At 33.0% G+C, this 22,187-nt stretch carries 11 protein-coding genes and 1 tRNA gene; 5 read left to right on the top strand and 7 right to left on the bottom strand.

Annotated features, from left to right (window positions below):
* Positions 1–119 precede the first annotated feature (119 nt).
* Positions 120–863 carry an acyl-[acyl-carrier-protein] thioesterase gene (locus ACRASX_RS13640; RefSeq protein WP_432221624.1) on the top strand — a complete coding sequence of 248 codons (744 nt, stop codon included), beginning with the start codon at positions 120–122 and terminating at the stop codon, positions 861–863.
* Between the two features lie 178 nt (positions 864–1,041).
* Positions 1,042–1,123 (top strand) — tRNA-Tyr (locus ACRASX_RS13645).
* Between the two features lie 1,166 nt (positions 1,124–2,289).
* On the opposite strand, the gene ACRASX_RS13650 is transcribed toward ACRASX_RS13645, so the two are convergent.
* The 3 genes from ACRASX_RS13650 to ACRASX_RS13660 all read right to left on the bottom strand — a co-directional run bounded on the left by ACRASX_RS13650 (position 2,290) and on the right by ACRASX_RS13660 (position 7,191).
* The gene (locus ACRASX_RS13650) at positions 2,290–2,502 is read right to left on the bottom strand and encodes a hypothetical protein (RefSeq protein ID WP_432221625.1); all 213 of its coding nucleotides are present in this window, start codon (positions 2,500–2,502) and stop codon (positions 2,290–2,292) included.
* Positions 2,503–2,635: 133 nt separating this feature from the next.
* A complete protein-coding gene (locus ACRASX_RS13655) occupies positions 2,636–4,348 on the bottom strand; it encodes a beta-N-acetylhexosaminidase (protein WP_432221626.1) in 1,713 nt (570 codons plus the stop codon).
* 263 nt (positions 4,349–4,611) lie between these two features.
* Positions 4,612–7,191 (bottom strand): LamG-like jellyroll fold domain-containing protein, encoded by a 2,580-nt coding sequence (locus ACRASX_RS13660; RefSeq protein WP_432221627.1) that lies wholly within the window; start codon positions 7,189–7,191, stop codon positions 4,612–4,614.
* An 878-nt stretch (positions 7,192–8,069) separates the two neighbouring features.
* Here ACRASX_RS13660 and ACRASX_RS13665 point away from each other — a divergent pair.
* On the top strand, positions 8,070–9,722 hold the full coding sequence (locus ACRASX_RS13665; protein WP_432221628.1) for a beta-N-acetylhexosaminidase: 1,653 nt from the start codon (positions 8,070–8,072) through the stop codon (positions 9,720–9,722).
* Between the two features lie 124 nt (positions 9,723–9,846).
* Here the strand turns inward: ACRASX_RS13665 and ACRASX_RS13670 are convergent, their stop codons facing one another.
* A complete protein-coding gene (locus ACRASX_RS13670; protein WP_432221629.1) occupies positions 9,847–12,846 on the bottom strand; it encodes a ligand-binding sensor domain-containing protein in 3,000 nt (999 codons plus the stop codon).
* 499 nt (positions 12,847–13,345) lie between these two features.
* Between ACRASX_RS13670 and ACRASX_RS13675 the strand changes: the two genes are divergently transcribed.
* Positions 13,346–16,504 (top strand): SusC/RagA family TonB-linked outer membrane protein, encoded by a 3,159-nt coding sequence (locus tag ACRASX_RS13675; RefSeq protein ID WP_432221630.1) that lies wholly within the window; start codon positions 13,346–13,348, stop codon positions 16,502–16,504.
* A gap of 9 nt (positions 16,505–16,513) precedes the next feature.
* Entirely contained in the window at positions 16,514–18,271 is a 1,758-nt protein-coding gene (locus ACRASX_RS13680; RefSeq protein WP_432221631.1) for a RagB/SusD family nutrient uptake outer membrane protein, read from the top strand.
* A gap of 420 nt (positions 18,272–18,691) precedes the next feature.
* Here ACRASX_RS13680 and ACRASX_RS13685 read toward each other — a convergent pair whose 3' ends face one another.
* The 3 genes from ACRASX_RS13685 to ACRASX_RS13695 form a co-directional block, all read right to left on the bottom strand.
* Positions 18,692–20,131, bottom strand: coding sequence for a dihydrolipoyl dehydrogenase family protein (locus ACRASX_RS13685; protein WP_432221632.1), 1,440 nt, complete (start codon positions 20,129–20,131; stop codon positions 18,692–18,694).
* Between the two features lie 274 nt (positions 20,132–20,405).
* Positions 20,406–21,185 carry a glucose 1-dehydrogenase gene (locus ACRASX_RS13690; protein ID WP_066305666.1) on the bottom strand — a complete coding sequence of 260 codons (780 nt, stop codon included), beginning with the start codon at positions 21,183–21,185 and terminating at the stop codon, positions 20,406–20,408.
* A gap of 255 nt (positions 21,186–21,440) precedes the next feature.
* A complete protein-coding gene (locus ACRASX_RS13695) occupies positions 21,441–21,899 on the bottom strand; it encodes a hypothetical protein (protein WP_432221633.1) in 459 nt (152 codons plus the stop codon).
* Positions 21,900–22,187: the final 288 nt, after the last annotated feature.

Consider the following 22,187-nt stretch of genomic DNA (forward strand, 5'->3'; position numbering starts at 1 on the left):
TAAATTACTACAATTCATCCTTTAAAGCAAAGCTAAATTTAAACGATTGAGTCGCAAATCATTTTAATATTCATATAAATATTAAAAGCTAGTTTTACATTCTATATAAAATAATACAAATGCCAATAGCACCCAACTTCAGCTCAGAACTCAGTAAAGAATGGGAAATTAATTTTACCCAATGCACGCCAAGTGGTTACCTAAAGTATACGGATTTATGCAATTTATTACAATTAACCGCAGCCGCACATTCTGAAATTGGCGGAATCAGTTTTACAGACATGCAAGAATTCAATCAGGCTTGGGTTTTAAGTCGCATGCGTGTTGAAATAAACGCGCTTCCAAAATCAGGTGATACAGTTGTGGTAAAAACATGGATTAATAGTTTAGAGAATTCCCGTTCAGTTCGCGCCTTAGAAATGTACGTTAACGGGCAAAAAGTAGCCGGTTGTGAATCATTTTGGGCTGTTTTTAACACCAAAATTCGCCGTCCAGAAGCATTGGCTTTACCTTTTGATCATTTCATACTTTACCCTGAAAAAAAAGCGACTAAAGAGTCCTTTTCGAAAATAAATATTCAAAGTGATAGCAAAGTGCTTTCTAACAAAATAGTCTTTCTATCAGACTTAGACATTGTCAATCATGTAAATAATGTCAAGTATTTAGAATGGTGTTTGGATTATGTTGATCCAAGTTTGATACTGACGCAGAAAATAGAAAGCTTCGAAATGAATTTTATGAAAGAACTCTCTTTGCAAGATGAAATAAAAATTCAGGAAAATAATAATGAAAACCGAAGTGTTTTTACTATTTCAAAAGACGAAAAGAATTGTTTTGCACTAGAATTAAATTGGAAAAAGTAGTTTTACTGTCCATTTGATAAGAAGAAAAGAGCACTTGAAAAATATATTTTATTTTTATGTAATTCACTACCAATTAATTAAAAATAATATTAAAATAATGTGCTTTTTTTGTTTGTACAAATCAAAACAGTTCCTATATTTGCAACCGCTTAGCAACATTTAAGCGCCGCAATTAGAAGGGGAGATACTCAAGCGGCCAACGAGGGCAGACTGTAAATCTGCTGACTACGTCTTCGTAGGTTCGAATCCTACTCTCCCCACGATTTGGGCTAAAGATAGAGAAATCAAGGTTTCACAATCTTTTCAAAAACCCACAAAAAAATGTCTTAAGCCTGTAAATCCAACGATTTACAGGCTTTTTGCTTTATAGCCACTATTCATTCTTTTCAAAAGTACTCAAAGTTAAAGGTGCAGAATCGGTGCGCTTTTGAGGCGAAGCAAAAGCGCACCAGAATTAATCAAAAACCTATATTCTATAAGGGGTAAAGGAGGTTAACGACTTGATTTTAAAGTGATATTATTCTACATTTATTAATGTAAAAAGTAGAGCTATGTTAGAGAGCAGTTTTGGAATGGGATTCTTTTTAAAGAGAACCAGCAATGACAGTAAAATTAGAACAGTTTATTTTAAGATAATTTTGCTAAATGCCTAGAATCTTGGTTAATAATTAGGTATAACCATTTCTATATCTTTAATGATGTATAGTCCATAATATTTTTTTTCTTCCTCTGTCCAGTGACCATCGTTTTTGCGTAGTAATTCAACTATTATTTGTTGAGGCAATTCAACTGCTCAATCAATAATTAAAACAAGAGGATCCTTTTTTTCTTTGATTTTAACTTCCTTCTGTGGTTTGTTATAAAAATTTAATATTAAACTGTTCATAAAATGTAAATCCCTGCCAGATAATCCATAATAAGCTTTTACATCAATTTCTAAATCATTAATTAAAATGCTAAGAGGTTTACCTTTATAAAAATCTTTATTTGTTAATAAAAAATTGGTTTATAGGTATTTTAGCGTATCATCTTCAAATTTATGCAAAGCTTCGTAATTTGGATTATTGTATTTCGGACTCTTAGTTGTTTCTTGTTAAGTACTCAAAATTTCTTGTTTTGATTTAAAGAAAACCAAAACAATTAGTAGCATAAAAAATATTTTTTCATTTTTAATTTAGTTACAATCATTTATTATAATAGTAGTATTTCCGTTAGGGTTCTCACCAACTACTTCGATGTCGATTTTTTTAAAATCAATTGTTTGGGCATCTGTTTTTAATAATGATACCTCCGCATCCTTCAACATCAAGGTAGTTGCTCTAGTGCAGGCCTCTGGCTGTGTATAACCTTGTCTTTGTAGATCAAAATGTTTGTGATATTCGAACGGAAGTTCTACCGCCCAGTCATGAGAAACTTTTAATATACGCTACTTACTGTCATCAAATTTTGTTAATAGTGCACCTCCAGCAGCAATGGCAAAATTACGAACAATACTGTAATCGAAATCTTTTGTTGGATTAGTAGCACTTCCTAAATGAGATTTCCAATTTTTATTGAGTGACGTATTTTGCCTTAGTTGCGGAGTGTCATTATTTTGTGCATAAGGAACTTGAAGACAAAGTACTAAAATCCAAAACAAAAATTTAATATTATTTTATAAAGTAATGATCGAGATTAATTAAGAAATAGGTTTAATAAAATGATAAGCGTTCGATAACAGTATTCAATTATTATAAAATCGCAACTGTTTTCTTATTTTTTCTAAGTAGTTATTATTTAGGAATATCAGTTTTTATTTTAAAAACATGTTTTGCATAATTCAAATCCAGAACCTCATAACGGTCTTTCATTTTATTGAGACGAGATTTAAAATCGACCCAGTTTTTTTGCTCTTTTGGAGTCCATACAACTTCTGATAATGCTGTCATTCTTGGTAAAATCATATATTCTATTTGGCTAGTTGTTTTTATATACTCCGTCCAAACATTGCCTTGAGCACCAAGAATATATTTTTTTTCATCATCAGTTAAAACATTTGGTACAGGATCATAACTATACACTTTTTCAACAGAAATAAAGCCTCCTATAGCTATAGGTTCTTTTGACTGATCTTCTTTATCTACTTGGTATTTATCAAAATAACAATGAGTACCTGGTGTCATAATAACGTTATGCTGCTGTTTTGCAGCTTCAATTCCTCCTTTTTCTCCCCTCCATGACATGACAGTAGCGTTGGGAGCTAAACCACCTTCAAGAATTTCATCCCATCCTATAATTTTTTTCCCTTTGGTACTTAAATGTTTCTCTATACGTTGTATAAAATAGCTTTGTAATTCATGCTCGTTGGCTAGATTATTCTCTTTCATTCTCTTTTGACAATCGGGGCAACGTTTCCAATTGGATTTTGGACATTCGTCTCCACCAATATGAATATATTCAGAAGGGAATAATGGAATAATTTCGGCTAGAACATCTTCTAAGAAATCAAAAGTCTTTTCATTTCCTGCACAAAACACATCATCAAATACGCCCCAAGTTTCTTGAACTAATTTTGGATTGCCTTTTTCTTGTGCTTGTTTTCCAGCTTTAGATCCCATATTGTTCGTTATGACCGTAGCTTCTTTTGGAAAACAACTTAAATACGGATAGGAAGCAATAGCGGCACTTGCATGTCCTGGTAACTCTATTTCAGGAATAACAGTAATATGTCTTTGAGTTGCATATTTTACAATATCCTTTACTTCTTCTTGTGTATAAAAACCTCCGTATTCCTGTTCATCATTGCCAGTCTCTTTATGTAAATGTCCTGTTATGGTTCCAAATCTTTTAGAACCTACGTCTGTTAGTTTTGGATACTTCTTAATTTCTATTCTCCATCCTTGATCTTCGGTTAGATGCCAATGCATCACGTTCATTTTATGCATAGCAATTAAATCTATGTATTTTTTGACAAAATTGACAGGAAACAATTGTCTACCAACGTCTAAATGCATTCCTCTATAATAAAATCTTGGATAATCATTAATAATTACTGCAGGTAAAGTTATTTTATCAACTGTTTTTGTGTCTGATTTGACTGAGACGGGCAATAACTGTCTTAAAGTTTGAATACCATAGAAAACTCCTGTTGCTGTTTTTCCAGAAATCATAACTTTATTCGATGTTATCGAAAGTAAATACCCCTCCTTCTCCTTGATGCTATTGTCGATCTTCAATTCAATATTCCCCCCATTTTTAGTGTACAATGGAATGTTAGTTTTTGTTAGTTCACTAAGAAGGGACGATAGATATTGTCCTTCATTTTTTAAATCAGAGGAGGCTGAAATCTTAGTGTTAGAATTTATTAAAAACTTTCCTTTAGAAATTTCTAACGATACTGGCTTTGGAATGATCTGATAATCTGATTCTGAACTTTGAGTAACTTTATAAGGATTGGTGCAGGAAAAAGACACAATGCACGTTAACAATACTAAGTATTTTATCATTTTTTAATTTTTTTTAGTTTCTACCGTAACTTTTTTTGTTGCTGAAGTCATTAGTATACCTATCAATTCTATTTGGACTAGTAACGCAGTTGAAATTTGTATTAGAGCTAAACGTTTTTACTTTGTTTATAGCCAAAATATTTTGCGTAGGTGCACATCAAACCAAAATAAACCATATTATTATATTTTTTTTCTTAAGTAAATCACCATTGTTTGGTTCTAATTAGTCTTTTAAAACTATCAGGATAAACGTTGTAAATGATTTAGTTAATCACAAGTTTAGCAGACTTTCCATTTCCGTCTTGATTTACATATTTAACCAAATAAATACCCGTTTTAAAATTGTTTATATCTATTTTCAAGACTTTTTGGTTATTAAAAACCTGTTGCATTATTATATTTCCTGCCAAGTTAAAAATTTCTATAGTTCCATCTTCTTCCTTTGCTAATTCAATCGTAAAACTGCTTTTGGCAGGATTGGGATACACATTCAAGTTTGAATTTGATTGCAATGTATCCAATTGATTGAAGTGATTCTCAACACTTAGGTTACCCGTACTAAATAAATCAAGATTTGCATTCATTACTTTATTTAATTCCCGTAAAAGTGAAAGCTGATTAGTATAATCTACGTCCGTTCCCATATCCCAGTACATTACTCCAGCCAAATCTTTATCTTGTACATGTTTTGTTTTATTAAAAATAGTTCGCTGTCCATTAAAAGTAAAATTTTTGATACCATTGACATTTAAATCTATCACGTCTAGTGTTGGATCAAGTGTTGGATTGGCAGCAAGAATTGTTTTGTAAGAGGTCGTTACTTTTGTATTATCTGTTGTCACTGCGTAAAAAGGCAATCCCATAACTAGTTTTTGAGCTGGAAAACCATAGTTAAGCATTGCAGTAACATTATTAACAAACTCACCGTAAGGAAATCTATCTGGGCTAGGGCCATAGGATTGTATCGATATAAAATCTAGTGCCGCAATTGCTTGAGACGTTATTTTATAATATAAGGGATGAAGTGTAACGCTGAATTCTGAAGTGGCAGGTAGTGCAGCATCTAAGGCTAGAATGGTAGCACTGTAATCTGTCCAATTTTGAGTTGATGCCGCCCATTCAAAATCGAGATCTACTCCATCAAAACCATTAGTTTGCATAACTGCAGCAATTTTATTTGCAAAGTTAAGTCTATCGACATTTGAATTAATCATATTCAGCCAATCTCCATTAGTAACTCCGAGACGTATCTTAGCACCTTCATATCCGCTAATTGTTTGTTTCAAACTTTCCAATACGCTAACCCACGTTCTTGAATCTTTACCAGGATTGAAAGCATCATCATATTTCCAATAGGCATTTGTTTTGGTTGAATTCCAAGTACTAATCGCGATTGGATTATTCATAATGCTATTTATCTCAGTGCTGCTTAAGCTAAAAAGATTTAAGCTAGTTTCATCTAATTTTCCCGAAAATCCAACTCCTAATTCAAAATCTGACCTAATAAAAGGGCCAGTTGTAGCAAGTAATCCGTTAGCATTTTTAAATGTTAGCGGGACAGAAACTCCATTAATATAAATTTTCGCTTGTTGGTTCGCTCCACTATTGCCAGAATAGGTTACAGCAACATGATGCCATCCCCCAGTTGTAAGACCTGAATTAAGTGCACTTACATTATTATCAGAACCATTGGAAAGATGGAAAATTAGTTCCTTATTAGCTGCAGAACCCAACTGTAAATCGATAGTTTGAGTTGCCGAGTTGTACTTCCTAAAAATAAAACTATTTTCATTCCATTGATCGATATACACCCACGTAGCAAAACTAAAAGCTCCTACTCCGCCATTTGCTTTATTAAGAAGATCTTTTCCTGTATTCATGGAGGAACCAGTCCCCGCAAAACTAATGACTCCGTTTCTCGAACCAAAATTTGATAAGTGAACAGCGTTATTCAATACCCCTGTATTTATTGGGTACTCAAAAAATAGATCGCCATTTTCATAAGGACTAGCAGCCATGTAAACTATATCATTATTATTTCGAATGTACTCTTCGCTGATCTGCCCATTTTCATAAAAATTAGATCTAATGTAACTGCTTACAATTTTATATTTAAAGCTTGGATTATCAGCAACAGCAGTTAGCGATGCAGGTGCTAATATTCCATTATGCTGATTCTTAGCATCAATAACAGTACTACCGATTTGATCCATTTTCCAGTAAGAAATAAGATTTGAATACAAGGGATGATATACATTAATCGTATTTCTCATCTCTAGATCAGAGGCTGCAACGGCAAAATTCCATAATTTAACTTCATCAATGCGTCCATTAAAGTTTTTTCCTAATTCAAAAACAGCATTATTCGAAGGTGTTGTAGTAGGAAGTAATCCGTTACCTGATGAGTAAAAAATGCCTTTTGTAGCCTGCACTCCATTAATGTAAACTCGCATCATATTGTAAGCAGATTTAGTTCCATCGTATGCCATAGCAATATGATTCCACTGTCCAACTTGTATTGAAGAGTTATCTAGAGCTGCATAACTATTTGCGCCGTTTGAAACATGAAAATATAATCTTTTGGATGCAACAGATCCTAATTGAATATCAATTCGACTCTTTACAGACTCTATTTTACTAAATATATAACTGTTTTCATTCCATTGGTTGATGTAAATCCAGGCTTCGAATGAGAACTTGTTTACTCCATTTAACTCAGTAACAGTGCCCATAGCTGCAGCGCTATTTGAACTTCCTGAAAAAGCTGCAGCGCGATTGATAGTTTGGCTTTTTACCACTTGGTTTATAGTGACTAAAAAAACAAAAAGTAGTAATTTTTTCATAATCTTTTTTTTCTTTGGTTTTGGTTGATAGGTGTAACGTAATTTATCGTACGTAATAAAATAAATAAATGGTTGAAAAAAAGAATAAATGTTCTTTCTAATGAGCCTCTGCTTATTTTAGTATTCCATTACGATATAAATTACAGACATTGATAGTCCAAATTTATAGAGGAAAGCCAATTTAACGTTAATATAATGGTTACAATTGCGTTACTTAACACCTACATTTAAGTTACATTGTTGTTTTTTAAACTGTATATAAATTTGATTAGTAAGTAATTATAAAATTATAATGACAAAAACAGCTACTGCCATTAGACACCTATTGACATAAGGAAATAAATTAAAAATATCTTATTCTTTTATCGATACAAAATGTTCTCTTACTCTTTCAAAACTTAAATTTGAATAGTATAAATCGCTTTTAAAGTCAAAGCATAATTATATTTTCATACAAATTCTAAACGTCCGCTAATAAATAAGCGCTGTATTTTAATTTATATACTGAAGCGAATTAGATGTTGCCGAATATAAAATTGCTTTTTTAACAATGAGTAACTATTAGAAAAAAGTATAGTTGTTACTGGAGTATTTACATTGTTATACAATTCAAAAAACTTCAACTAACTGACTTTTAATAACTTTCGTTTTAATTGTACTACTATGTAACCCTTTTGTTACTCAACTGTAACTATAAAGTAGCCCATTGTAATAATAGTAAGAGAGTGTAGATTGGTAACTTTGTATCGTTTGCTATCAGAGCACAGAATTTTATAATCATTTAATCGGAAATTTTTAACTTCAATAACCAGATTGAAAATAAATAAAAGATATAGCTCCAGAACACTTATAAAAATTTAAAGTATTAAATTCAAACCATGAAAAAGACCCTCCTTTTTTTAACCATTTTTTTAAGTAGCATGTTGATAAATGCTCAGCTAATTCCTGCACTAGAAAGTATAACGCTGCAAAAAGGGCACTTTACATTAGATAATTCTGTAGGAATATTTGTTAAGGCTACAAATACAAAAGAACTAGTTAAGCTTGCTACATATCTTAGTGATAAAATTGAATTGGAAACGGGTGTAAAGTTGTCTGCCAAAAAAGAAAAATCCAAAAATATTAGCCTTGAAATATTTAATAAACCTAATGAAAATTTAAAGGAGGAAGGATACATCTTAAATATTAACTCAAACGAAATTCAAATAGCTGCCAATACAAGAGCAGGGATTTTTTACGGAATACAATCGCTATTGCAATACACCATAGCGAACAATAAACAAACACCCGTAAAACTGCCCAATCTTAGTATTTCTGACAAACCTAATGTCGCTTGGAGAGGTATGATTCTAGATGTTAGTAGGCATTTTTTTAATGTAAATACGATTAAAGAGACTTTAGACCTGATGGCCTTTTACAAATTAAACGTTTTCCATTGGCATTTAACTGATAATGAAGGCTGGCGTATTGAAATTAAAAAATATCCTAAACTTACCTCTGTTGGGGCATGGAGAACTGAAATTCCTGGAAGTATAATTTACAAAATAGATTCAACTTACACGCAAAAATTAGAGGGTGAACCTTATCAATATGGAGGCTTTTATACGCAAAACCAAATTAAGGAAATCGTTGCCTATGCAAAAGATAGAAACATTACGGTATTACCCGAAATTGATGTTCCAGGGCATTCGGGTGCAGCTTTAACAGCGTATCCTGAATTTTCTTGTGAAAAGCACCAACAAGAAACTCCAAATTCGACGCTATGGAATGGAGTGGTAAAAGCAGAAAATATAAATTTAAACTACTGTGCGGGACAAGAAGAAACTTTTAGCTTTATAGAGAATGTTTTAACGGAAGTTATGGAGTTGTTTCCTTCAAAATACATTCATATTGGTGGAGACGAGGTTGACATGTCCTATTGGAAGAAATGTGATAAATGCCAAAAAAGAATGAAAGATCTTAATTTAAAAGATGAACATGAATTGCAGAGCTATTTTATAAAGCGCGTCGCAAATATTTTAGAACAGAATGGCCGTAAGCTTATTGGTTGGGACGAAATTTTAGAAGGTGGATTAGCAGAGAATGCTACTGTCATGTCGTGGCGTGGCGAAAAAGGTGGTATTAAGGCTGCAAAAATGAAGAATAACGTTGTTATGTCACCTAGCGATCCTTTTTATTTCAACAGGTATCAGGATAATCCAGAAAACGAACCTTTTGCCGCAGGCTATAGTACGAATACCTTAGAAAGAGTATACCAATACGATATAATTCCTAGTCAGCTAACAAAGGACGAAGAAAAGTATATTTTAGGGGGAGAGTTTGGAGTATGGACAGAATTTATTTCCTCGGTTGAGCATCTTGAATATATTTTGCTTCCTCGATTGCCCGCTTTTTCAGAAAACTTATGGTCCGGTAAGAAACAAAAAAACTATTCTGATTTTACAGCACGTTTAAATAGTATGCATTTTGATTATTGGAAAGCAAATGGAAAAAGGTTTCATCCAAAACTGTATACCAAATCAATTTATTAGTTTTTAACAACTGTAGTATTAAGAATAAATTTAAAAAGTCAAGGCTTCGGTTTTATAATCGATACCTTGACTTTTTACAATTAAATATATTTTATGATAGAGTAACGGAATAGAAATCTATCTTTTAATCTGTGGATATATCCATCATAAACTGTTTTACCGATTTACTATTATCAATATTTATTTTTTTACGTAATCGATGTCTTGCTACTTTTACCGAGGTTAATGAAATTCCAAAAAGTGTAGCAATATGCTGAGAAGAAAAATCAATTAAAATTAAGGCTCCCAATCTAATTTCACGTTCACTTAAAGAAGGATATTGTTGCTTTAAACTTTTAATAAACCGCGGATGCACTTGATTGAAAAGAGTGTAGAAACTTTCCCAGTCTGCATCAAGTATAAAGCTGTCATTTATATGATCGACAATATTCTCCAAATTACTTTTATCAATAATTTTATTTTTTAATTCAACTTTGAGTTTTTCTTTGATATCAATTAATAAATTATTTTTATGCATAGCTCGCAAAGTATTATTAGTAAGCTCATCTATTTTAAAGTGCAACTCGTTTTCTAATTTTTTCTGTTTTAATACTTGATTTTGTTTCTCGATTTCTAATAAAGAAATTTTACTTTGAGATATACTTTGCTCCTGCTCTTGCACTTCAATGGTTTTTAAATCAAGAAGCCTTTGTAATCTTTCTCTATGTTTTTTTGTAGAAGCGGTTCTAAAGCGATATAACATAACAATGAGGAAAATGATACTAAGAAGAAAAAAGGCTTTCACCAATGGATTTTGCCAAAAGGACGGCTTGATAACGATGTTCAATTTTGTATATTCTTTTCCCCATAACTTTGTATTATTGGTAGCCCTAACTCTTAATTGATACTTACCGGGATCTAAATTGGTAAATGATATTTTGTTTTGACTTCCTAAATTCTGCCAAACCTCGCTCAAACCGACAATAAGATATTGGTAATTCACGCTATTTTTTAAATACAATTCTGAAGAAGAAAAATTTATATTCAATAATTTATTGTCTGGTTCAATTACTACGGTATCGTTTGCCAATTCAGCATACGAATAAATTTTTTCAGTTGTTCCATTAACTGCTTTTACTGCAGAAAAGTAAACATTGGGAAAATAATTTATATCCTTAAATGTCTCAAGATTAAAATACGACAATCCAAATACACCTGCCATTAAAATTTTTCCTGATGAATTTAAACTTGCAGCTCCACCGTTAAACGGAAATATACCTTCATTTAATCCATAATTAAATATATTATTTTTAAGATCTATTCTTGTCAGTCCCTCGTTTGTGCTGAGCCACGTATTATTTTGGTGATCTTGCAAAATTCCACGTATTATTCCTCCTTTAATTTTATCACTATTAATAATTTTTTGAAATTTCCCTGTTTTCCTGTCATATTTACTAATTCCATGTCCGTACGTGCCTATTAAAACTGAATAGTCAAAGGTTTCTCCTATTGATGATATATCGCTACTTATTACTGAATTACTGTCACTTTCATCATGCTTGTAACTGCTCATCACAAAGCTACTTCCTTTCTTCTCAAATTTAAAAAGACCGTTGTTTGTTCCTACCCACATGCAATTAGCAACGTCTTTATATAAACAAGCTACATAGTTGGAATTTGATGTAGCTTGTTTAGTAAGATTAATTTTATTTACTATTGCCAGATCTTTGTTATAGATCGTAATACCGTTTCTGTTCCCTACCCAAATATTTTTATCACCATCTTCTGTTATCGCAAAAACACCTTTAAATTCTTTACTTTCAGGCACATCTATAAAACTATTATTAGTTAGATCATAGACATTTAAACCTTCTCTAAGAGTACCAATCCAAAGTCTCTTATTATGATCTTCAAAGAGAGACAGTACGATATTACCTCTAAATTTTGAATTTGGATCCTTACTGGAAAACATAGTAACAGCCTTTGTCGTTGGATTATACCTACGCAAACCAGACCTTCCAGCAGACAACCATATATTCTTATTGCTATCTTCGAGCACTCTTGAGCCTTGCGGATCTTGAGCTAAAAATTTAAAGTTTATAGCAGGTATATTTTTTACCCCATAGCTGTTACGCAATATGGATACGCCTCCATGTACAGTTCCTAATAATATAACATTGTTTTGACCTTGTTGAATATCCGTAATTGAATTGTCAGAAATAGAAAACTCATTGCCGAAGTCGTACATGTAATGGTTGAAGTTGTTTTTATCTTGAACATATAAATTGAGTCCTCCTCCATCTGTACCAAGCCATACATTCTTCCCTTCTGCAAATACCTTTGTTACAACATTATTATTAAGTGATTGCTCTTTAGTATCTTTATAAAAATGCTCAATTGTATTGTTTCTAGTATCGTACCTAAAAAGTCCAGTACCATTTGTTGCTACCCATAAATTACCAAAATCATCAGTTGAAATATCATTTATTAATAGCCTACTCGCCAGTTTTATAAAGCCAGACTCTTTTACAACATCATTTTCAATAGATAATACTTCTCCTCTACTTGTTGCCAACCAAAATCTAGAATCAACCCCTTTTTCTATCTTTATAACATTTCCGTACTTATTGGGAATGTTCAAGATTTTAATTGAACTTTCTACAATTTGTCCTTTCGTATCTACCTTAACTTTAACGAGAAAATCTCCTTGGCCACTTATTAAAAGTTCATTTTTTTTGCTTTCTAATACCGAAGTAACATTAGAATTTAATAATTTATTAGTCTTTTTGTTACTAGAATCAATTTTAAGGAATTTATCCATCTTCTTATCATAAAAATAAAGTCCATACTGCGTAGCAATCCAGATATTTTTATTTGAATCTTCAAAAAATTGATTAATGTTATTATTTCTACCTAAATGATAAACTTTATTGATTTCTCCATCATATCTATTTATAGCAATTTTACTCCCAACCCAAAGTGTTCCACCAGAACCTTGAAATACTGCTGTAACCTTATTTTCTGATAATCCTTGTTGTGAAGTAATACGTTTAAATCTTAAAACATCTTTTTGACAATACAAAATGGTTCCATTTAAAAGGAAATAACAAAAGATAAAACTTAATAACCGTAACTGATTCAACATAATTATACTTTTTATTCTAGATACGAATAAACAAATAAAATCTTTAATTTATAAAGATGTAACCTTAAAGTTATACACATGTAACCTTTATGTATACCTTTAAAATTAACATTAATTTAATACATCTTATAAATTTGCTATAGAGATATCGCAACAACTTTAATTTTTTAAACTTTAATTAATATAAAAAGGAAATGAAGTTGGACTTTAAAATGAAATGCAATAATTACATAATACCAATTGTAACTTACGAATGGTAATAATAAAATCTAAATTATTTAAATGCATAAATCTAATCAACCGATTTCATCGATTATCAATGTCATTTTCTTTAGTTTCATTAAATTGTCAAAAATACACTTGTAGTTATATATAGTAAATAAAGTAGAAACCTATCTAAAAAATAGATCCTTTGGATAAGAAATAAAATATCTGAATTATCATTGAATCGTAAAAAAACCAAACACAAATATTTTTAACTAACTAAAAAACAAATTTTATGAGCAAAAGAAAGCTGATTTTATCATTTCTTTTAATTATTGGAACTAGCAGTACTTTGTTAGCCCAAATAAAAGTAGTAACCGGAAAGGTTACCGATGACAAAGGAATACCTATACCAGGAGTTAATATTGTAATTAAAAAAACTAACAAATCAACAACAGGAGACTTTGACGGAAACTATCGAATGGAGGCCCAAAAAGGTGATGTGTTGGTTTTTGCGTTTTTAGGTTTCAATAACCGAGAACTAACGGTTGGCACAGAAGCAATTATGAACGCCACTCTTACCGAAAATACCGAAAAATTAAATGAAGTTGTTGTAGTAGGTTATGGTTCAATGCGCAAAAAAGATCTGACCGGTGCAATTGTTTCAATAAAACCAAGTCAGGATGATGCTGCAATTGCCACTTCAATCTTTGACTTGTTACAAGGAAAAGCGGCTGGTGTTACGGTATCCTCTGGAGGATCGACGCCAGGGTCTGCAGGTTCGGTGACAATACGTGGAGCAAACTCCCTTCAAGGAGATAGCCAACCTTTATACGTAATTGACAATGTACCACAATCTTCCACTGGACAAACAATGGGTAATTCAAGTGGTGACTACCAATCTAATTTAGATCCGTTAGCTGGTATTAATCCAAATGACATTGAAGACATTCAAATATTAAAGGATGCATCTGCAACTGCCATTTATGGCTCTAGAGGAGCAAATGGAGTTATTTTAATTACTACTAAAAAAGGTAAAGAAGGTAAAGCAATTGTTCGAGCAAGTGCAATATATTCTATTGCCGAAGCATCAAAATTTTTAGATGTAATGAATCTTCAGGAATATGGAACATATTGGAATGCTAAATACCCGAACGACCAAAGATTTATTTTTGAAAATAATACAATAAAATATCAATACACCGGTAAAGACGCAAATGGTCAAGATATTTTAAGGGCTGACGCAATTACCGATAAAAACTGGCAAGACATAGTAACAAAACCAGGAGTATCTCAAGAATACAATTTGAATATTAGTGGTGGCTCAAAAGCTACTAAGTATAGTTTTTCTACTTCTTATAAAAATGTAGAAGGAATTGTTAAAAATACGGGTTTAAAACATGGAGATATACGATTGAATTTAAATACTGATGTGTCAGAAAAACTATCATTCGGTGTTCAGTTCAGTGGTTTCTTAAGAAAAAATAATATGATGTCAGGAGGAAATACCGTTGGTAGAGTTTCTGGAGCGCTTATTCCTACAGCAGTTAACACTGCGCCTTTTGAAAGACCTACTGATGATATAACTTTCGCAAACGATGTGGATTCGAGAACAACTGTTTTCAGTTGGCTAACAGATTATGATGATATTAGTAACGAATATCGATTCTCTACCTCTTTAAACTTAGACTATAAGATTACCAAAGGTCTTAAATATACATTTAGAACTGGAGGTAATTTAAACAATGTAGAAAGATCAAATTGGTATGACCTAGGAATATATAATGGTTACTTAAACAATGGCTACTTAAATCAGAATCGACTGCAGCGTAACAACTATAACGTTGAAAATCTTTTATTTTACAATACTACCATCGGAATTGCTAGAATAGACGCAACAGCAGGTATAACCTATGATGCTTACCAAACTCTAAATACTGGTGCAATTGGAAAAAACTTTCCTTACAAAAATTTACGCAGTGATGGAATACACACCGCAACGAGTGTACAAATTATAAATCCAGTACAAAATGACTACCAACTATTCTCTTACTTAGCAAGAGTAAATGCTTCACTTTATAATGGAAAATATGTATTAACTGGTAGTATACGTGCCGACGGGACCAGTAAATTTAGTGAAGAAAATAAATGGGGATACTTTCCATCAGTTGCTGTAGCATGGAATGTCAATCAAGAAAGTTTTTTAGCAGACAATGAATGGCTGTCTCAGTTCAAGGTACGCTCAGGATATGGAGCGACGGGAAGTCAAAACATTGCTCCCTATTCAACTCTTTTTGGATACGGCGCTGTAGGACTAGGATATGCAACAGGTTCTGGAGCTCAAATACCAGGCTTGGGGGTTAATGGAATAACAAACCCAAATTTGAAATGGGAAAGCACTGAATCTATAAATGCAGGGGTTGACTTTGGATTTTTAAATGATAGAATTTCTGGAGCAGTAGATTTATATCAAAAAACGACTAAAGATTTACTGGTTGATATTGCTTTGCCTGGTTCCACAGCTTACAGCGTTTTGACTGTTAACAGAGGTGAAATTGAGAATAAGGGAATTGAAGCAGCATTGAACATCGACCTTATTCGTCAAAAAGATTTAAAATGGTCAATTGGAGGAAATATTGCATTCAATCAATCTACGATTAATAAAATAGGTAGTGCTCCAGGTTCATTTGGATCTTTAGGTAAAGTGTCTGCATTTTTAGGTAATACTGCTGGAGATCACTTTGGTGCAGTTAATATTTTTATTGAAGGTGAAGCACCAGGGCTTTTCTACGGTTTTAAAACTGACGGAATTGTACAACAGGATGATACTTATAAAGTAGGAAATCCATTCGGAAATTCTGCCACACCAGGAAATATTAAAGTAGTAGACGTTAATGGAGATGGTACGGTAGACCTAGCAGATAAAACGATTATAGGTGATCCAAATCCAGATTATACTTTTGGATTTCAAACCAGTTTAAATTATAAACAATTTAGATTCAAAACTTCATTTGCTGGTGTAAAGGGAGGTGACATTTTAAATTCTAACAATCGCTATATTAATTTAGCCAATTATCAAAGTGGAGATAGAAACATGAATCCTAACGCTATAGCCAACGCTTGGACAGCAACAAATGCTTCAAATCAATATCCTTCGATTTCTAGTAATGTAGTATCTGGACATATATACGACCGTTATCTTGAAGACGGAAGCTATTTAAGATGTAACGATATTACTTTAGGCTATACTTTCAAAGAAGATATTGTTGGAAATTTTGGACTAAGCAGTTTTGATTTATTTTTATCTGCAACAAATCCTTTTACCATAAGCAACTATAGTGGTTACGACCCAACTAGCCGATCTTTCAACTTTGATCCGCTACGAAGAGGAATGGATCTTTATTCGTTCCCTGCTCAAAGACAAATTATTATAGGTGTAAATTTAACGTTTTAAAAAAAAGTTATGAAAATAAAATTCAGTATACTGAGCTTAATGACTGTTATAATAGCATTAATCAACACATCGTGTTCTTTACAAGAAGAACCTAAATATAGTTTTACTTCTGAAACTGTTTTTAATAATGAAAGTACAGCCGAGGCTGTAATAATGCAAAATTATGGTTGGCTAGGAAACGCTGCTGTCTATGGTCAAACTATTCATGAAGCAACAATTGCGAATGGAATGTATTGGTCAAAAACCGATGGAGACCGATTAGAAAGAACTATTAAATTTAATAATTTTGCAGAAAATCCCAATGTAAATACGTTGTGGACAGGATTATATAGAGTCATCTCAGAGAGTAATTACTTAATAAAAGGTTTAGGAACATCTACTCTTTCTGCAGGTTTTAAAACGAGAGGTCTTGCACATGCTAGATTCTTGAGAGGATTTGCTTATTTTAAATTAGCTAATTTGTATGGTAAAGCTGCTCTAATAACAGAACCGATTACCACAGCTAATCTGCATACCCCTTTAAGTGAAAGAAAAAACATCTATGATCAGGCACTTAGCGACTTACTATTTGCTGCTGAAAATTTACCATTGATAGAGAAAATGGATGGTATGGCGACAAAAGATGTGGCCGATGCATTCCTTGCAAAGTGCTACTGGATAATGGCAAACCATACACAATCAGATGGAAATGATGCTACTGCATTGTATACTTTAGCAAAATCGTATGGAGATAAAGTAATGGGAAAATTTTTATTGGAAGCAAAATTTGCTAATCTTTGGGTTGTTCATTCTAATAATTCGCAAGAATCAATTTTCCAAATTAATTTTACAGATGCTATAGGTAACAATCTACGTACTTCATTTAACTTTGGCCCATCAGGTAGTAGAATTTCTGCATTGCAGCCTTCTTTCGGAAATATCAAATTTGATAGAGCATTCTATGATTTACATAGAGGTACTTATCCAGATGACCCTCGTATGACATCTACCTACTTGTCAAGATGGGTTAATGCGTCAAATGCAGCTCAAACCTATTTTGCATATCCACTATATAATACCGGTACTGCAACTGCACCAGTTGTTTACGATATGTATGCGTCAGCTCCACGAGGAGATGGAAACTCAGCAACTAATCCTGTTTATAACTTAACAGATCCTGCAGTTCCGACAGTTGTCAAAAACACTTGGAATAGTAAAGGAACTGGAGACAATCAATTGCAACCATTGAATAATAAAATGCTCTCTACAACAATAGCTAACGCGCAGTATGATCCTAAAAACTTAATTGTTTTTCGCTATGCTGATTTACTACTTCTAATGGCTGATGTTGAAAATGAACTAGGAAATAGTGCTACGTCGCTTGCCTACTTAAACAGAGTATTAGATCGTGCCAGAACGTCAGGCGTAGCGGGAACTTTGTATCCAAAATCTCAAACGGCATTAAGTCAAGATGCTATGCGTGATAGAATCTTTTTTGAAAGAATGTTTGAATTAGCGGGTGAGCCAACTATGTTTGAAGATATTCGACGTAGAGGAACTACTTATCTTCAAAAGGTGTTAAATATACATAACAGTAGTAACGATATTCAATATAGAACGAATTTTGAGGTTGCTAACAACGTGGGAGGGTTATTTAGAGATCACATCATTAATAACGGTACTCTTACTGAAGATTTCTTAAAAAAGAATTTGCTACTTCCAATACCAGCAGATGAAATAAATAGAAATGAAAATATAAATCAAGCAGATCAAAACTTCGGATACTAATACAATCCTATTACCTTATTATAATCATATTATTACAACAAGAGACCGTTCTAAAAGGACGGTCTCTTGTTGTAATAATATGTTATAAATAAAAATTAGAAAGATTTTTAATTAATATAGGACTATTTGATTTTTTTTTTAATGTCAAATAAGTGAAAGTCCTTTTCTTAATTTGCAATTCAGCAGTACATAACATAAATCTATCCTGTATTATAAACCCACAAAATTTACTAAATGCTTTTAAAGTAAATGAAACGTAATGTGTAATCAGTGTTACTAGACTAAATTCTTTCTTACTGAGTTTCGAGTCTTTGAGATTAATGATCTCACAAATGCTTAAAGGACACATAAGGGCTTTTAAATTTGATTCTACTTCTCTTTTTAAATCTAAAAATCACGACTTAAAAATCATGCTCGTCATCAAAGAATTGACTTATTTTCTTTTTCCAGTAATCTCAATTTTTTACTAATTCGCTGAGCAGTCATACCAATTGCTTCGGTAAATGTTGGAAACGCCAGTTCCAATTCTGCAATTTCATGAATTTCCATCTTCGCAACAATGCAAGTGGCGGCGACTTGAATCACCTCTGCGGAATAGGATCCTAAGACGTGTGCTCCTAAAAGTAATTTACTCTTTCTATCAACAATCAGTTTGCAAAATCCATCCGTTCTTCCATCCATCACTGCTCTTGGTAGCCCTGTATAATCTACAGTTTCTATTATGCAATCGTGGTCTATTTTGGCTTGATCTTCGGTCATGCCTACCGATCCGTATTCTGGTTCTGTAAAACTACCCGTTGCAATGGCTTGCGGATTGTAAATTCTTTTCGCACCCATAACTGCATTTTCAGCAGCGACCCTGGCCTGATGTGCTGCACTTTGTACAAACATACTTACTCCATTTGCATCACCAGCAACCAATATTTCTGGCACATTCGTTTGTAAATATTCATCTACCTTAATGTATGGTCCGTTCATTTCCAACCCTGCAACCTCAAGCTTTAATCCTGAAACATTTGCCGGCCAACCTACCATAAGGAATACTGCATCTGTTTCCAGCGCGTCTCTCTGTCCGTTTTTAGTGAAAGAAACTTTCAGCTTGCCATTTTCTTTTTCGATAGAATCGCACCCAGTTTCTGTCAATACATTCATTCCTCTTTTTAAAAACGCGGCTTCCAGTCGTCTGGAAATATCTTTATCACTTGGTGGAGAAAGGCGGTCGGCAAATTCTACAATGTCAACTTCAGCACCAAAATCAATGAGTATTGAGGCCAATTGACAACCTGTAGCAGAGCCACCAACAACTGTTACTCGTTTAGGTAACTCTTTCATTTGCCACAAATCATGGAATGAAAGCGCCAATTCATTACCAGGAATAGATAATTTTCGTGGCTTACCACCAACGGCTAGAATAATTTTATCTCCGGTAAATTGTCTTCCATCTGAAATCTCTACCGTATTTCTATTGACAAAATAGGCGGGGCCTACTTCATCAATAACTGTTATTCCCTGTTCTTTAACGATTGAAGTCAGATGCCACACTTCATTAGCGTGCGCTGCGACACGATTTGCGCTTGCTATTGCCTCTCCAAAATTCACCGTGGGAAGATTGCCTTCCAATCCGAATTGTGAATATAATTTTGCGTCTGAACGTAAGCGTGCTGCTCTCGCCAGAGTTCTAACAGGAGCTGGACCTTCATTAAAGGCAGTTCCACCTAATTTATTACTTTCTATAATGGTTACCTCTGCCCCAAGTTCTTGAGCTCGTAAGGCAGCCTGTACTCCAGCTGGTCCTCCACCTACGACAATAATTTTCTGTCTGCGATCTGAATTATTTAAGTTTTCACCTTCTTCCATCATTATATTTTTATAAATTATTTCTAAATTGATTACAAAAGCACATAAAATTTTTAGTAAAAATCAAAGCAGTATAACTGTTATTAGACCGATAACTACATGCGTGCTTGCAATAAGCGCTTCATTTATTAAAAATGTATAATTAAGGACAAAATAAGCCTCTGCAGAATTTCTGGCAGAGGCTTAAAATTTGAAAAAATTACTTTAAAAAAAATAATATTTTTATCTATTTTAAAGATAAGATTTATCAAGTAAATTAAAATTATTACATTCTCATTTACATATCTAAAGTCTGTTCTCCACCTCCATTAATAAAGATAACTTGTCCGCTCGTCCAACTGGAAATAGGCGATGCGAAATATAAAACTGCTCCCGCAATGTCTTCCGCCTCGCCTAATCTGTGAATTGGCGTATGTTTCAGCATTGCTTTTTCTAATTCTGGCGTTAGTACCGTACTTAAAGCAGCAGTTCTTGTTGCTCCAGGACCAATTGCATTTACGCGAATATTATTTGGACCGTAATCATAAGCCAAATTTCTGGTCATATGATTAATTGCTGCTTTAGACGAAGCGTACGCACTAATTGCTGGACTCTTATTAATAGATGCCATTGATGACATGTTAATAATGCTTCCGTATCCTGCTTTTCCCATGTGTGGTGCAACCAATTGGCATAATCTCCACATGCTAAAAACGTTCATATCGAACACTTTTTTAAATTGTGCTACTTCGATATCGTAGGGACTTTCTTTTCCCGCTCCGCCTCCACCAACGTTGTTGACCAAGATTTCAATGCTTCCAAAATGTTCAATCGTTTGGTCTACTAAATTCACTAATGCTTCGTCTTCCAAAACGTTACAATCAATTGCGATTGATTTCCCTCCATTATCATTTATAGATTGAGACGTTTTTTTTGCAGCTTCCAAATTGTAATCCGAAACGACCACGTTGGCACCAAAAGCTGCTAGCATTTCGCAACATGCTTGTCCAATTCCTCCAGCTCCACCAGTAACGATGGCTGTTTTTCCTGTTAAGTCAAATAACTTTTTTGTGTCCATTTTATTGATTTTTGATTAATTAAATATTTTTATATTTTGTATAGTCAGCCACGGCTTTATATGATGGCAAAGAAATACGATCATTAGCTTCATTTCCAGCAATTCAACGAGAAGCCATTTTCACAATTATTATTTTTTAAGCGGAATCGATGTATATGGCTGGTCCATGACCAACTATTGCTCAATAAACATCGCAGCTATTTTTAAAACACGTTGGAAGATCCAAGAAAAATCAAAAACTTAATTTCATTTTTTTTATTTTTTTTCTTCAGAAATGATACTTTCTTTCAATGTCAAATAATTTACAAAACCAGAAACTAATCCAGCAATAACACCGATAATAATGATGCCGACCACCAAAGATACAGCTACGGTTCCCATATATTTTTGCCAGAGAACAGCCAATGAGGTTAAGATTCCGAAAGTTACAAAGCCATTTTTTAAAGCTAGAAGTACTGTATTTGGAAAAAAGGACATTTTCTTTTCTTTAATGCTGAAATAGGCGATAAAAGTTAAAATTACAGAAAGTGTAATTGCAAGCATCACGGCAGTTCCTAAAACTGTTTCTGTCGTATTGGTAATGGAATCGACCGAAATTGGAATAGTAGCTTTTCCTCTTAAAAGAAAATATTGTATTACAATATTAATGATAGCATTGATCACGCCCGTTTTTACAGCGCCTTTCCTTAATTTAGATTTCATTTCTGTATTCATAAATTATTTTTTAATGGTTGAAGAATAAAGCCGCTTAAACCGCTATGTAACTGATTAAATAGTATAAGAAGCACCTTTTAATCCCTTATCGCGAATTGTATAAGAGATAATTATCAAGTATTATAAAACAATCTTATTTTAAAAAATAAGGTAAGCCGTACTTCCCAACAAATAGAAATTATCGATATTTCTTCCAGTAAGAACAGAAGCTACTTATACGTAAGCATAAAGATTAAAGTTGTCTAATTTAGATATCGCACTCATTCCGGGCTTTACTAATCGCTACCT

Origin of the sequence: Flavobacterium sp. TMP13 (assembly GCF_050847115.1) — a bacterium.
GTDB lineage: Bacteria > Bacteroidota > Bacteroidia > Flavobacteriales > Flavobacteriaceae > Flavobacterium.

What these genes read in the sequence shown, in the direction of transcription:
- ACRASX_RS13640 (WP_432221624.1), top strand. Translation starts at nt 120, where the DNA reads ATGCCAATAGCACCCAACTTCAGCTCAGAACTCAGTAAAGAATGGGAA.
- ACRASX_RS13655 (WP_432221626.1), bottom strand. Translation starts at nt 4,348, where the DNA reads ATGATAAAATACTTAGTATTGTTAACGTGCATTGTGTCTTTTTCCTGC.
- ACRASX_RS13660 (WP_432221627.1), bottom strand. Translation starts at nt 7,191, where the DNA reads ATGAAAAAATTACTACTTTTTGTTTTTTTAGTCACTATAAACCAAGTG.
- ACRASX_RS13665 (WP_432221628.1), top strand. Translation starts at nt 8,070, where the DNA reads ATGAAAAAGACCCTCCTTTTTTTAACCATTTTTTTAAGTAGCATGTTG.
- ACRASX_RS13670 (WP_432221629.1), bottom strand. Translation starts at nt 12,846, where the DNA reads ATGTTGAATCAGTTACGGTTATTAAGTTTTATCTTTTGTTATTTCCTT.
- ACRASX_RS13675 (WP_432221630.1), top strand. Translation starts at nt 13,346, where the DNA reads ATGAGCAAAAGAAAGCTGATTTTATCATTTCTTTTAATTATTGGAACT.
- ACRASX_RS13680 (WP_432221631.1), top strand. Translation starts at nt 16,514, where the DNA reads ATGAAAATAAAATTCAGTATACTGAGCTTAATGACTGTTATAATAGCA.
- ACRASX_RS13685 (WP_432221632.1), bottom strand. Translation starts at nt 20,131, where the DNA reads ATGATGGAAGAAGGTGAAAACTTAAATAATTCAGATCGCAGACAGAAA.
- ACRASX_RS13690 (WP_066305666.1), bottom strand. Translation starts at nt 21,185, where the DNA reads ATGGACACAAAAAAGTTATTTGACTTAACAGGAAAAACAGCCATCGTT.
- ACRASX_RS13695 (WP_432221633.1), bottom strand. Translation starts at nt 21,899, where the DNA reads ATGAATACAGAAATGAAATCTAAATTAAGGAAAGGCGCTGTAAAAACG.